Consider the following 13021-nt stretch of genomic DNA (forward strand, 5'->3'; position numbering starts at 1 on the left):
TTCGAACCTCATCGTTCGGCCATTCGCTCGGACCGATGGCGCTCCGGCCTCAACCCGTCCTTGGCGAAAAAAGTCGTCGCCCGCTTCAGGATCTCGCGTTCCTGGCGCAGGATCTCGTTCTCGATGTTTGGTCAGCCAGTTTCGCAGTGTCGACCGGCCTATCCCGAGGTCGTCGGCGATCTGCTTCTGAGAACGTCCACTCGTCTCGACCAGACGAACAGCCTCTGCCGCAAATTCCTTGCCGAACCGGCGATGCGATCTGCCCATGAAATGCTCCTCTTTCTTTCAGAAGAGCTCTCCACTTTGGTGAAGCAAGTCCACGACGAAGATGGCTTGAAAACCGGATACCGGATGCGACGGGCCTTGCGAACGGGCGGCGTCATGCTCGGTGATCGCTGGAAGGTTCGGTCCGCCGTGAGACGGGTCACGAAGAGACGCGAGAAGACAGACGTCTGAGCGCCGCCGGAACTCTGGACGTGAGATCCCTCATGGCATCATCGAGATGCTTTGTTACGGGGCTGTCTGAGGACTGAGAGAGCCGAGATGGCCGTTAGTCGGGCGGCCTCGGCGTCACCTTCCTTATATCTTCCGCGCCATGTGAACCTTGAGAAGAATGATTTTTTGGGATTTGGTTTCTGGATGACAGAAGTGTCACCCCTTGTTCTCTGGGGCCCAAGACGCCCTTGAACGGCTCGAACATGGCCGCCGGCGTTTCGGCGAGCCACCGGGCAAGCCCCCTCGCCTCTTCATAGAACGGCATGACCTTTTCGGTGAGCTTCACGATGAGGCCGAGGTGAAGGCCGCGATGATTGCGTGAGATCGAAAGCTCCACATAGCCGAAGCGAACGAGATCGATAAGATAGCGCCGGATCGTGCGCGTCGAGCGGGCCATGATATTGCCAGCCGTTCCCTTGGTGATGGTTGTCTCCCGTCCCTTGCCGCAGCGTGCGCGAAGCACCTGGAGGAACGCCTTGGCGTTCGGCGTGAGGCGATCGTCTCGGGCGGCCGTCGTCGCCATCGGTTGGGCGTACTGACGGCTTTCGTTCGGAGAAGGCCGCTGATGGCGCGGCCGCGCGACGGGCGGACGGGCGAGGCCTTTAGCGCCGTTGCCGCCATCTCCTGATCGCACCAGCGAGGCCCCGACAGCCGCCGATCGGCGTTGCGCTTCCGCAAACGAGATCAGTCCGGCCTGCTGGTCGCGCCAGATCGCCGCCTTCGCCTCGAAGGATGGAGCGGGCACAGCTCCCCCTTCGCCTGACCCGAACAGGTCGGCCGTCATCGTTCGCGCGCTCACAGGCGCACGGCATTGCTCTTCCGTCATCGGGTCTTCCTTGCGCGAGGCAAAGCAAGTCCGTGGCGGGAAACCGCGTTTTCTGTTGACGATGTCGGTGAAAGGGCCTAATCAGAAAACAACCACGATTTCTGGATCAGGTCCCAAGCGGCTCCCGCTTCGGGGCCTTTTCTTTTGCCGTTTGCATCTCCTCGTGTGGCGCCTCCCGAAGGAAGCCGTTCATATTCGCTTAAGCCGCGCTTTCGCCGCCAGTTCACACCATCCGCACCGAGGCGGGGATAGATTGTTTTCCCGCCCCCGCGAATACCGCCGGCTGCAGCTTGGTGCGCAAGCAGATATCCCCTGCCCTTTCGGGCCGGACAACATGCTACTCATTCGCTCACATCGCCCGGCGGGCCGGATCAATTATCCTGCCCGAAGCTGGACGCGACTCAGCGAGTCTGTGCTAAACCCTAGCGGTAACTCGAAGCTGACGCTATAGAGCCGCAAAGCAAAGTTTTTCCGTCAGGAGATACCGTGACCGCGGACGTCGAAAAACCCGCAAGCCTCAACGATGCCGCCGCCATCATCGCGCGCCACTCCGATACGCTCTCGCGCCAGCTCCACGCCATGCGCCAGAGCCTCTATCCGCCCGAGGCGCGCAAATCGCTGCGGACTTTTACGAGCCGCGAGGTCGCCGACCTCGTCGGCATCGGGGAGTCCACGGTCCGCCAGATGGCGATCGACGGCGAGGCGGTTACGCCCACCCAACTCGACAACGGCCGCAAGCTCTACACGCTGGAACAGATCAACGCGATCCGTCGGCATCTCGCCGAGAAGCGTCCCAGCCAGGCGCTGAAATTCTTGCCGGGCCGCCGCGAGGGCGACCATATGCAGGTGCTGGCGGTGGCGAACTTCAAGGGCGGCTCGGCCAAGACGACGACCTCCATCCACCTCGCCCACTATCTCGCCTTCCAGGGCTTGCGCGTCCTCGTCGTGGATCTCGATCCCCAAGCCTCCCTCACCTCCATGTTCGGCGTCCAGCCGGAATTCGACGTTCCAGCGGACAAGACGCTCTATCCCGTCATCCGCTACGACGACACGGTGGATATCCGCGAGGTCATCGTCCAGAGCTATTTCCCAGGCCTCGATCTCGTGCCCGGCAATCTTGAACTGATGGAGTTCGAGCACGACACACCCCGCGCCATCGTGGAAGGCCGCTCGCGCGGCGACCAGATGTTCTTTCGCCGGCTTCAGGCCGCGCTCCGTTCCGTCGACGACGAATACGACGTCGTTCTGATCGACGCCCCGCCCCAGCTCGGCTATCTTACGCTTTCGGCGCTCTACGCCTCCACCTCGATCGTCGTCACCATCCATCCGGCGATGCTCGACGTCGCCTCCATGAACCAGTTTCTCGCCATGACGAGCGACCTCCTGAGCGTCATCGAGCGGGCAGGCGGCAAGATGCGGCAGGATTTCTTCCGCTATCTCCTGACGAGGCATAATCCGCACGACCTGCCTCAGGTGAATGTCGCGACGCTTCTGCGCACGCTTTTCGGCGAGCATGTCTGCGTCACGCCGGTTCTGGAAACGACGGCGATCGCCAATGCGGGCCTTGAAAAGAAATCCCTCTACGAGATCGAGCGTGGTACCATGAACCGTGACACGCTGCGCCGCGCGCTCGATGCGGTGGACGCGGCGAATGCGGAAATCTTCGGGCTCATCAAACAGGCATGGGGGCGCTCATGAGCAAGGCCAGCGACAGGGCACGCCGAATGAAGGCGATGTTCAGCGAAGCGCCCCAGGAAACGCCCGATAAACCGGCTGCACCGGAGCGGCTCGTATCGCGCGGAGCCCCCGCCGGCGCCGTCCGTTCGCTGGAAAGCTCCCTTTCGCGCATTGAGGAAGAGAACGAAAGCTTACGCAAGCGCATCGCAGACGAAATGCATGTCGTCGAGCTCGATCCCCATACGATCGAGCCTTCCTTCGTCCAGGATCGCCTTCTACCGATCGAGATCGACGAGGGCTTCCGCGAATTGATGGACAGCTTGCGGGAGAATGGCCAGCAGGTGCCGATCCTCGTGCGAGCCCATCCGCGCGACAGCACGCGCTACCAGATCGCCTACGGCCATCGCCGCTGGAAGGCCTGCCGCGAGCTCGGCCAGCCGGTCAAAGCAATCGTCGCCGATCTCAACGACGAGCAGATGGTCGTCGCCCTCGGCAAGGAGAACACCGAGCGCAAGGACCTTACCTTCATCGAGCAAGCGCTCTTTGCGCAGTCCCTGAAAGCAGGCAGATACAAGCGCGAGACCATCGCAGCCGCTCTCTCGATCCCGCCCACCAATGTCTCGAAGCTGACCACCCTCGCCCAGTCGATCCCCCGCGCCATCGTCGACGCGATCGGCCCGGCCCCGAAGATCGGCCGTCCACGCTGGGAGGCGCTGGCGAAAGTCATCGACGAGACCGGCGACAAGGCAGCACTCGCCTCAATGAATTCGCTGGTCCAGGCCTCTGACTGGATCGACCTTTCCAGCGATCAGCGCTTCGCCCGATTCATGAAGAACTTCGCGACACCGCCTCGCGATCCGGGAACATCGCTTTATGCAGGGCAGGGGGTTCGGCTCTCACTAAGCGGCTCGGGTAAGTCCGTGACCTTCCAGGTCACGGACCGGGACGGCATCGGCATCGCCGCCTATCTAAAGGATCAACTGCCAGATCTCGTCGCCGTTTATCTCAGGCAACATGCAAATCGCCGTACCGAGTAATCGCCCTTAGTGGCCAGCTTCACTCCCTCGCTTCATCAAAGGTGGCAGCTGCCACCTTTTTGCGAAGGTGGCAGCTGCCACCTTCCGCATAGGGCCGAGAAGGCTGACATTTTGGTCCCGACCATCGATACCGTCGCGACAATCCATCTTTCTGCTTATCTTCACGGCCATTGGCTCGAAACGGGGTAGGCGGCATATCATCCGATACCGTTCTCCCAGGCCCTGTCGCAAACTTTTCGGTTTAACTCTCTGGTGACCGTGTTCGTTGTTTTTCGCTCTCTCATTGACAGAGAGCCTTGCGATGATCCTGGACACGATCGTCGAAAAGCTGAAGCGGCAGTCGAAGGACGACGTCAAAGGCCGGCAGTTCGAGGCGTGGCTGATCGTTCAGGCGGTAACTTCGTATCTGCGCTATCCGCTCAGCTACCGGGATCTCGAGGAGATGTTCGCCGAGCGCGGCTCTGCAGTCGATCACTCGACGATCAATCGCTGTTCTAGCCTACGCGCCGCTGATCGAAAAGCGGTTGCGCCGGTTCCGTAAGCCCCATTGTGGCTCCATTCGGATCGACGGAAGGTATGTGAAGATCCGCAGCCAGTGGCGATATCTGTACCGCGGGATCGAAAAGCACGGCAACGCGGTCGATTTCCTGCTCACAGCCAAACGCGATGCCCATGCAGCGAAGCGTTTCTTCCGCAAGATGCTGAAGGACGAGCAGGTTCTGTCGCCGACGTCGATCGGCACGGACGGCGCAGGACCGTTCCCGGTTGCCATCCGTTCTGCTGTCGAAGACCAGATTCTGCCACCTGATCCGGTGCATCATATCATGAAGCATCTCCAGCAAGGCATCGAGAGCGACCACTTCCGGATCAAGAAGGCCATGCCGAGGATCGGCGGCATTCGCCCGTTCAACACCGCCGGGAGAACGATCAAGGGGTTCGGGGCCATGCTCTGGTTGAGGAAGGGCTTCGGCTTCGCCGGCGATTGGACCGTTCATCGGCAGAACGAGCTCGTCTCGCAGATCTTCGGGCTGCAAAACGCTAACAAAGCCTGAGAATCTCGGGCGAGATGGGCTTTCGCGCTTCAGGCGCAAACTTGCGACAGGCCCAACGCGCCTGGCTTCGGTCCGGGGAAAGTAAGAGAGCCCCCCCTCTGTGTCACGTATTATTCCTGAAAAGAAAATATTTGCGGCGCTACTTCAAGATGTACTTCGGCATGGCAACGCACCCGGCGACGATGCGCCGGGTGCTTCGGAAGTTTCAGCCTGCGAAAAACTTACGTTCAGCTTGTGTGCTTCTTGAAGTCTCTGCTTTCGTGCCGCGTGCCGTACCAGATCGAGAAGGCGACGATCGCGGCCGAGGCTGCGAGGCAGACCGCAATACCGAGGCTGCTGTCGGCGAAGGTGAAGTAGGCGCCCGCACCTTCCCAGTCCGTGATGGGAGACGTGTTCATGAGCTGCTCGTCCTTTCTAGAATTGTCTCGGGATCATTCGGCCGGGACGGCGCCGGAGAGGCCGCCCGTATCGGAGGCTTCCTTGCGGGCCGGCTGGGTCATGCCCTCCGGATAGGCTTCGATCGGAACCTCCACCACGTCGAGACCCATGACTTCCACCTCGTGCGGGACGCGCAGATAGCCGGTGACCTTCATCGCGAGCGAAATCAGGTAGCCCGGCGCAAATCCCAGAACGCCGAGGACGACGAGGCTGATGATCTGGCCGTAGAGCGTGACCGGCGGCATCTCGCCCATGTTGGGGTAACCGGCGGCGAAGATGCCCATGGCGAGAACACCCCAGGCACCGCCAAAGCCGTGCACCGCGACGGCGCCGACGGCATCGTCGACCTTTGCGCGTTCAAGCATGGCGGCGACGATCGGAGCGGCATAGCCACCGACGAAGCCGATCGCGAAGGCCAGCGGCGGATAGTAGACATCGAGACCGGATGCGGCCGAGATGATGCCGACGAGGCCGCAGGACATCATCCAGAACGGATCGCGGGTTTTGCTCCAACCGCCGATGATACCGCCGGAGAAGCCCATCAGCGTATTGAAGGCGAAGGCCGACAGCGTCGCGGGCTGGCCGTAGATATTGGTCCACTGAGCGCCGCCCATATAGATGATGCAGCCGCCGAGGAAGCCGAAGAAGCCGACGATGATCAGCATCAGGCCGACTACTGTGAGCGGAACGGAGTGCGCCTTGATCGGCTTAGGCTGGCCGTTCTCGTCATACTTGCCGATGCGGGGGCCGAGATTGAGGAGGACGCCGAGCGTGAACGCGCCGGCGATGAGATGGACGACGCCGGCGGCGCCCACATCGTGATAGCCGAGCTCGGTGGTGAGCCAGCCGGAAGGGTGCCATCCCCAGGCACCGCCGAGGATCCAGACGACCGAGCCAAGGATGATCGCGAGGATCAGGAAGGCCGTCAGGCGGATGCGCTCGATGACCGCGCCCGACATGATCGAGGCGGTGGTAGCGGCGAACAGCGCAAAGGCCGCCCAGAAGATGCCGGTCGCGTTATCGGTGAGGTTCGGGCCCATCGCCGCCGACCAGGGCGCTGCGACGGACGAGCCTTCCGCGATCGTCAGACCGCCCGGGAAGGCGTTGTAGATCCACCAGCCGAAGAAGAAGAAGGTCGGAACCACGAAGGCGAAGGCGAGGAGGTTCTTGGTGCCGGAAGCCAGAACGTTCTTGGCGCGCGAGGCGCCCATTTCATACGCTAGGAAGCCGGCGTGGATGGTGATCATGAAAGCGGTACACCACCAGTAGAAGATCTCCATGTTGATGGTGTTGGACATTCCGGTTCCGGCCTCCAGCGCCGCAACCTTCTCGCCCAGTTCCATGAGTTGTTGTTCCATGCGGTTCTCCTATGGTTCGGACCTTCATGGTCCCCGCTGTCATTCCACGATTACGAATATCCAGAAGAAACAAAATTTACTGATGCGAGAAGTGTGCCAGATTCTCATGCGGCGGCCGGGCGGGTCGATTTTTCTCCGAAGCGACGCTCAACGCCGCGTTTGCGCAAGGTGAATCCCGGGTTACGAAGCGCGCCGAACGTTTCGTTCTTCCCGCATGCGCCGTGCCCGGCAGATCACCGCGGACTGACCGGAATTTCGGCAGGTCGCGTCCGCTGCCTGCCGCTTTATTCAGCGAAAGAGCCATCGGCATCCTCACGCCACCCGCTCGCTCTTCGGGTGGGTCCGGAAGCGCAATGGATCGTAGAAGGGCGTGCGGACGATATGGGCGGGCAGCATCCCGTCCGGCGTCTTCACCTCGACACTGGTGCCGAGGGCGGAAAGGCCCGGCTTGACATGGGCAAGGCCGAGGGATTTCATGAGGTAGCGGCTGTAGGCCGTGCTGTTGACGGTGCCGATGGTGCGCCCGTCCTTGACGATCTCCGCCCCCGGCTCCACGACGCCGAGGGTATCGATCTCGACGCCCACCTGAGCAACGCGGATTTCGTCCTTGCGGCGCACGAGCGCGGCCTTGCCGTGGAAATCAGGCTTGTCGAGATCGACGGTCCAGTCGGCCCCGACCTCCCAGGGCGTCGTGTCGCCCTCCGGCATGTCGTAGGGAAAGAAGAGCAGCGCGCCCTCGACGCGCACGATGTCGAGGCAGGCCCAGGAGACCGGGATCGCCCCATGCGGCGCGCCGGCTTTCAGGATCTCGTCCCACAGGAAGACGGCATCGGCCGCCGAGCAGAAGACCTCGTAGCCGAGTTCGGCCGAATAGCCGCCGCGGCCGATCGAGACCGGTTTGCCGAAGAGTTCGGTCGGGGCGTGCTTGAAATAGGCGAGGGCCTTGAGGTCGTAGGGCGTGTGCGGATTGAGGATGTCGAGGGAGAGCGGGCCCTGAAGGGAGAGGATGTGGACGTCGTCGTCCTTCTCCCATTTTGCGTCCTTGCCCTTGAAGAAGCCATCGATCACCTCCTCCAGTGCGCCGCCGCCGTGGGAGACGCGGAAGGTTTCCGGGCCGTCGCAATAGATGAGGACGTCGTCGATCAGCGAGCCGTTCTCGTCGACGATGTTGGAGATCGCCGACTGACCGGCGGACATCGCCGCAATGTTGGAAGTGAGCATCTGATCGAGCGCCGCTGCCGCATCCGGGCCCGTGACGTTCAGCATGTTGAGCGCCGAGACGTCGAAGAGGCCGGCCTTGGTGCGCACCGCGACGACCTCGTCGTCGGGATCGGTGTCGTAGGTCTGGGGCAGCGGCATGCCGTTCCACTCGGCGTCCAGCTTGGAGCCGAGCGCTTTATGGCGGTCGTTGAGGATCGAATTTCGGGTTATCTCGGCCATGAGGGGCTGGCTCCTCCGCGTTTCTCGTTTCGGGCATAGCGAGGCCGTCGATGCGGGATCGTCCGATCGCGCTTCGCTTGATGTCTTCAGGGTCTGTCGTCGTCGCGCGGTGTCGCGCGACGCTGGCTAGTCGGGGTAGAAACCCGGCGAGGTCGGCGCGCCGTCGTCATGCCTGGAAAGCCAGTCGACCACCATCTTCCGGTAGTTCGTCAGGCCCTTGTAGTCGGCGAGGTCCTCGGGAAGGTCGCGCAGGACCCGGTGGAAGCGCCGGGCCCATTTTGCCTGGGTCACGAGCTCTTCCAACTTGATGAGATAGCAGCGGATCGAAAAGACGATCGCGTTGGAGCGCGGCAGCCGCCACAGGGCCTGAAGCTCGACGCGGAGATGCACCTTGTCGCCGACGTTCTCGGGCGTCACCGTGGTGCGGTCGATGCCCCAGCGGTGATAGTTCTCCGGGCTCGTATCGAGGCGCGGATTGATGGTCATCGTCCAGTTGAGCCGGCGAATCGGGCGGCCGATCTGGAGGTTGAGGAGGAATTTCAGCGCCCGCTCGAAGACGCCCATGCCGTGCGCGCGAGGCACCGGCCCGTGCCATTCGATGAAGTTCATGCCGAGATCGAAGTCGAGCGACCAGTCGGCCTGGCTGGTGACGATGCCTGCATCGAGCCAGAGATTGTCCTCGCGCTGGTCCATCAGGCAGAAGTCGCCCTGGCACTGGCGGGTGATGTATTCCATCGGGCCGAAGGGCAGCGTCGCTGTATCGCCGAAGGTGAAGCGGTGATCGATGCCGAGCGGGCGGTTGATCCAGTGCCAGTTCGCGCCCTCGCGCGTCAGGCTGAACCATTCCGGATAGTCCCGCGCCATGGAGGTCATCAGGAGTTCCAGAAGATCCCATTCGGCCGTAATCATGTGCGGCAGGGACTGGCAGCGCAGGGGATCGGCCTCCAGCACCTTCGCCCGGTCGGCCATCTCGGCGACGTAGTGCTCGTCGATGTCGATCGGGAACTCGGTCGCCGATTTCGGCGGTCCCGGCATGTGCTGCTCGATATTGACCGCGTACATGTATTCGTCGCGGTCGAAGGGGAACGGAAAGCGCCGGATCGCCTCGGCACTGTTGGCATAGGTGAAGTCGTCGCGAAACGTCTCTTCGTTGAAGAAGGACGGGTAGGACTGGTCGATCGCGAGGGACATGGAGGCTACTTTCGTCTTGTCTCTTTAGAGATCGAGCACGAGCTCGCGCCCCTTCAGGCGCGAGACGCAGATCAGGATCTTTTCGGCCGACCGGCGTTCGTCCTCGGTGAGGATGTGGTCGCGGTGATCGAGCTCGCCGTCGGCCTCGATCACGTCGCACATGCACTCGCCGCAGGCTCCGCCCCGGCAGAGGAAGGGCGCGTCGATGCCGACCCGCTCGATCGCCTCGAGGAGGCTCTCTTCCTCGCCGACGGTGAGCGACTTTTCCGATTTCGCGAGCGTCACCGCGAATGGATCCCCGCCGCCGGCGCTGACGAAGCGCTCGGCGTGGAGATTGGCGTCGGGCCAACCCTCGGCCCGCGCATCGGCGAGGACACCCTCGATCATGCGTTCGGGCCCGCAGACATAGAGATGCGATCCGAGCGGCTGGTTCGGCAGGATCTCCGCCACTTTCAGCCGCTCGTCCCGCTCGCTGAAATAGAGGTGAACCCGATCGCCGTAGCGCTCGCGGAGCGTGGTCCAGAACGCGCCGTTCGCATCGTCGCGCATGGCGTAGTGGAGCTCGAAGGACTGGTTGGTGCGAGCGAGCTCCTCGGCCATCGCCATGATCGGCGTGATGCCGATGCCGCCGGCGACGAGCACGTGATGGCGCGCGAGGCGGTTGACCGGAAAGAGATTGACCGGGGCCGACAGCGCAAGCTCGTGACCCTCGCGGACCTTCTCGTGGATGTAGCGCGAGCCACCGCGGGAATCTTCGGTGCGCAGGACCGCGACGTCGTAGGCCTCGCCCGAATGGCTAGAGGCCAGAAGCGAATAGGCATTGCGCAGAACCCGCTCGCCGGTCTGAAGCGTCAGAACGGTATGCGCGCCCGCCGAGGCGGGTGGAAGCGGTCTCCCGTCAACGGGCGTCAGGCGAAGCCGCTTGACCTTCGGCGTAAGACTCTCGACCTCGGCGACCCTGACGGTGAACTGCTCGGCGGCCATCGCTCAGAACCTCGTCGTCTCGGGAAGAACACCGGGCGCTTCGGCATCGACGCAGACGCCCATGAAGGCACCGAGCCGCCGCGAATAGTGGTCGCGCACCATCAGGTTGACGCCGCAATGGGCGCAGACGATCGGGCTTTCCTCGATCTCGTCCATCATGCCCTTGCAGTGGACGCACTGGACCCGGCGCGCGGGCTTGCCGCGCAGCTCCGTCTGAAGCCCGCTGCCGATCACCCCGTGGGCCGAGGCAACCGCGCTCGCCTCGTTGAGAAAGGCCTCGCCTCCGGCGAGATGGAGGCAGGTGCCCATGGAGGCCTTTTCCAGATGGGCCTTCAGCGCACTGATAAGCGTCTTGCGGCTCGGATAGGTGTGGAAGGTGCAGGTCTCGCCGAGGATCTTCCGGCCGGAAGCCGGTTTGCGCTCGTCGGCTTCCCTGAAGAGCACCGTGACGGAGGCCGGGGCCGGGCGGCTGCCGAAGAGATCGACGACCGCTTCGAGGCCTTCGCCCTCGACGCAGACGAGATGGGCCCGCGCCGCATCATTGCGTTTCAGCCTGCCCCAGATCGGTCGGCTTTTCACCTCTGACAACGATCTTTACCTTCACTATGAAGAAATAACATTTCTTGATGATACATTCATCCGCGGCATGATGTCAAAACGAATTTGCATTTAATGAGCAGTTTTCTGGGTGCTTATTTTTTTGGCAGAATGGTGCAAGGCAGCCCGCAGATCGGCCGCCGGACTGCACTCTTTCGCGCCGCGGTCTCCGCCGCTCATCCCTCGGACAGAAAGCGAAGTCCGACGATGCCGAGGACGATCATCGCAATGCAGAGAAGCCGGCTGGGACTTGCGGATTCGGCAAAGAGGAAGATACCCATCACGGCGGTGCCGACCGTGCCGATCCCGGCCCAGACCGCATAGGCCGTGCCGACCGGCAGGTCTTTCAGGGAGAGATTGAGAAGGAACAGGCTGAGGAGGATCAGAAGCCCGGTCACCACGCTCGGCACCGGGCGTGTGAACCCTTCGGAATACTTCATTCCGAGCGCCCAGCCAATCTCGAGCGTGCCCGCGAAGATGAGAAGGAGCCATGACATCGCGAGGAAACGCTCCGCTGAATTTCCGGATCATGCGAAAGGCCTGCCGGCCTCTTAGGCTCAGATGTCGAGCGTCGTCTGGCGCTCCCAGTCGGTCAGGTGGCCGCAATAGCTGGTCCACTCGTCGCGCTTGAGCTTGGCGTAGGCCTTGGAGAACGCCGCGCCGAGAGCGTCTGTGAGATCGCCGTCGCCTTCGAAGGCGCGCAGCGCGTCGAGAAGGTTCAGCGGCAGCTCGGGCGCATCCGTTACCTTGTGGCCCTCGGCATACATGTCGAGATCGCTGTGCGGGCCGGAATCGGCGTTCGTCTTCAGCCCGTCGAGCCCGGCGGCGATGATCACGGCCTGGAGGAGATAGGGGTTCGCCGCACCATCCGGCAGGCGCAGTTCGAAACGGCCGGGGCCGGGCACGCGAACCATGTGGGTACGGTTGTTGCCGGTCCAGGTGATCGCATTCGGGGCCCAGGTCGCGCCGGAGGTCGTGCGCGGGGCGTTGATGCGCTTGTAGGAGTTCACCGTCGGATTTGTGATCGCCGCGAGCGCCGGCCCGTGCTTCATGATGCCGCCGAGAAAGCTGTGACCCTTGGCGGACAGGCCGAACGGCGCATCGTCGTCGGCAAAGGCGTTGGTTCCGCCATCAGTCTTCCAGACCGAGACATGGCAGTGGCAGCCATTGCCGGTGAGCTTTTCGAAGGGCTTGGGCATGAAGGTCGCCCGAAGCCCGTGCTTCTCGGCGACCGAGCGCACCATGAACTTGAAGAAGGAGTGCTTGTCGGCCGTCGCGAGGGCGTCGTCGAACTCCCAGTTCATCTCGAACTGGCCGTTCGCGTCCTCATGGTCGTTCTGGTAGGGCTTCCAGCCGAGGGCGAGCATATGATCGCAGATCTCGGCGACGACATCGTAGCGCCGCATCACCGCCTGCTGGTCGTAGCAGGGCTTCACCGCCGTATCGAAGCCGTCGGAGATCGAAGAGCCTTCGGGCGAGAGGAGGAAGAACTCCGCCTCGACGCCGGTCTTCACCTTAAGGCCCATCCCGGCCGCCTCGTCGACGAGGGTTTTCAGGACGACGCGCGGAGCCTGATCGAGAAATTCGCCCTCCATCGCGAGATCGGCCGCCACCCAGGCGACCTCCGGCTTCCAGGGCAGCTGGATCACCGAGGCCGGATCGGGCATTGCGAAGAGATCGGGATGCGCCGGCGTCAGGTCGAGCCAGGTGGCAAAGCCCGCAAAGCCCGCCCCGTCCTTCTGCATCTCGCCGATCGCCTGCGCCGGGACGAGCTTGGCCCGCTGCGCGCCGAAGAGATCGGTGTAGGAGATCATGAAATATTTGACGCCGCGCTCGGAGGCGAATGCGGATAGATCGGTCGTCATGGGGCTCTCTCTCGATGCGAAACAGGTGGGTGTCCGGAGCGCCGGGGCCGGCGTCGCTCCG

Annotated in this window: 11 protein-coding genes and 2 pseudogenes; 3 read left to right on the forward strand and 10 right to left on the reverse strand. The window is 62.8% G+C overall.

The window, feature by feature from the left end; genetic code table 11:
- Nucleotides 1-135: 135 nt before the first annotated feature.
- Nucleotides 136-267, reverse strand: a pseudogene (locus ABRA89_RS18105) (transposase); the annotation flags it as partial.
- A gap of 283 nt (nucleotides 268-550) precedes the next feature.
- On the reverse strand, nucleotides 551-1321 hold the full coding sequence (locus ABRA89_RS18110) for a helix-turn-helix domain-containing protein (RefSeq protein ID WP_349942904.1): 771 nt from the start codon (nucleotides 1319-1321) through the stop codon (nucleotides 551-553).
- Nucleotides 1322-1807: 486 nt separating this feature from the next.
- Between ABRA89_RS18110 and repA the strand changes: the two genes are divergently transcribed.
- The 3 genes and pseudogenes from repA (at nucleotide 1808) to ABRA89_RS18125 (ending at nucleotide 5087) form a co-directional block, all read left to right on the forward strand.
- On the forward strand, nucleotides 1808-3019 hold the full coding sequence (repA, locus tag ABRA89_RS18115; protein WP_349942905.1) for a plasmid partitioning protein RepA: 1212 nt from the start codon (nucleotides 1808-1810) through the stop codon (nucleotides 3017-3019).
- Nucleotides 3016-4035 (forward strand): plasmid partitioning protein RepB, encoded by a 1020-nt coding sequence (gene repB / locus ABRA89_RS18120; protein WP_349942906.1) that lies wholly within the window; start codon nucleotides 3016-3018, stop codon nucleotides 4033-4035. Before repA ends, repB begins: the two co-directional genes overlap by 4 nt.
- A gap of 301 nt (nucleotides 4036-4336) precedes the next feature.
- A pseudogene (locus ABRA89_RS18125) lies at nucleotides 4337-5087 on the forward strand (IS6 family transposase).
- A gap of 227 nt (nucleotides 5088-5314) precedes the next feature.
- Here ABRA89_RS18125 and ABRA89_RS18130 read toward each other — a convergent pair.
- The 8 genes from ABRA89_RS18130 to glnT form a co-directional block, all read right to left on the reverse strand.
- Nucleotides 5315-5485: a hypothetical protein gene (locus ABRA89_RS18130; protein ID WP_349942907.1), complete on the reverse strand. Its 171-nt coding sequence runs from the start codon at nucleotides 5483-5485 to the stop codon at nucleotides 5315-5317.
- A 33-nt stretch (nucleotides 5486-5518) separates the two neighbouring features.
- Complete coding sequence (locus ABRA89_RS18135) at nucleotides 5519-6883, reverse strand: ammonium transporter (protein WP_349942908.1); 1365 nt, start codon at nucleotides 6881-6883, stop codon at nucleotides 5519-5521.
- 312 nt (nucleotides 6884-7195) lie between these two features.
- Nucleotides 7196-8323 carry an aminomethyltransferase family protein gene (locus tag ABRA89_RS18140; RefSeq protein ID WP_349942909.1) on the reverse strand — a complete coding sequence of 376 codons (1128 nt, stop codon included), beginning with the start codon at nucleotides 8321-8323 and terminating at the stop codon, nucleotides 7196-7198.
- A gap of 126 nt (nucleotides 8324-8449) precedes the next feature.
- The gene (locus tag ABRA89_RS18145; RefSeq protein ID WP_349942910.1) at nucleotides 8450-9514 is read right to left on the reverse strand and encodes a heme-dependent oxidative N-demethylase family protein; all 1065 of its coding nucleotides are present in this window, start codon (nucleotides 9512-9514) and stop codon (nucleotides 8450-8452) included.
- A 24-nt stretch (nucleotides 9515-9538) separates the two neighbouring features.
- Nucleotides 9539-10498, reverse strand: a complete 960-nt coding sequence (locus ABRA89_RS18150) for a PDR/VanB family oxidoreductase (RefSeq protein ID WP_349942911.1) — start codon at nucleotides 10496-10498, stop codon at nucleotides 9539-9541.
- Nucleotides 10499-10501: 3 nt separating this feature from the next.
- Nucleotides 10502-11077, reverse strand: a complete 576-nt coding sequence (locus ABRA89_RS18155; RefSeq protein WP_349942939.1) for a dimethylamine monooxygenase subunit DmmA family protein — start codon at nucleotides 11075-11077, stop codon at nucleotides 10502-10504.
- Between the two features lie 194 nt (nucleotides 11078-11271).
- Entirely contained in the window at nucleotides 11272-11592 is a 321-nt protein-coding gene (gene sugE / locus ABRA89_RS18160; RefSeq protein ID WP_349942912.1) for a quaternary ammonium compound efflux SMR transporter SugE, read from the reverse strand.
- Nucleotides 11593-11652: 60 nt separating this feature from the next.
- Nucleotides 11653-12960, reverse strand: a complete 1308-nt coding sequence (gene glnT, locus ABRA89_RS18165) for a type III glutamate--ammonia ligase (protein WP_349942913.1) — start codon at nucleotides 12958-12960, stop codon at nucleotides 11653-11655.
- Nucleotides 12961-13021 lie beyond the last annotated feature (61 nt).

This window comes from Fulvimarina thalattae (assembly GCF_040239565.1).
Taxonomy (GTDB): Bacteria; Pseudomonadota; Alphaproteobacteria; order Rhizobiales; family Rhizobiaceae; genus Fulvimarina.

What these genes read in the sequence shown, in the direction of transcription:
- ABRA89_RS18110 (WP_349942904.1), bottom strand. Translation starts at nt 1,321, where the DNA reads ATGACGGAAGAGCAATGCCGTGCGCCTGTGAGCGCGCGAACGATGACG.
- repB (WP_349942906.1), top strand. Translation starts at nt 3,016, where the DNA reads ATGAGCAAGGCCAGCGACAGGGCACGCCGAATGAAGGCGATGTTCAGC.
- ABRA89_RS18130 (WP_349942907.1), bottom strand. Translation starts at nt 5,485, where the DNA reads ATGAACACGTCTCCCATCACGGACTGGGAAGGTGCGGGCGCCTACTTC.
- ABRA89_RS18135 (WP_349942908.1), bottom strand. Translation starts at nt 6,883, where the DNA reads ATGGAACAACAACTCATGGAACTGGGCGAGAAGGTTGCGGCGCTGGAG.
- ABRA89_RS18140 (WP_349942909.1), bottom strand. Translation starts at nt 8,323, where the DNA reads ATGGCCGAGATAACCCGAAATTCGATCCTCAACGACCGCCATAAAGCG.
- ABRA89_RS18145 (WP_349942910.1), bottom strand. Translation starts at nt 9,514, where the DNA reads ATGTCCCTCGCGATCGACCAGTCCTACCCGTCCTTCTTCAACGAAGAG.
- ABRA89_RS18150 (WP_349942911.1), bottom strand. Translation starts at nt 10,498, where the DNA reads ATGGCCGCCGAGCAGTTCACCGTCAGGGTCGCCGAGGTCGAGAGTCTT.
- sugE (WP_349942912.1), bottom strand. Translation starts at nt 11,592, where the DNA reads ATGTCATGGCTCCTTCTCATCTTCGCGGGCACGCTCGAGATTGGCTGG.
- glnT (WP_349942913.1), bottom strand. Translation starts at nt 12,960, where the DNA reads ATGACGACCGATCTATCCGCATTCGCCTCCGAGCGCGGCGTCAAATAT.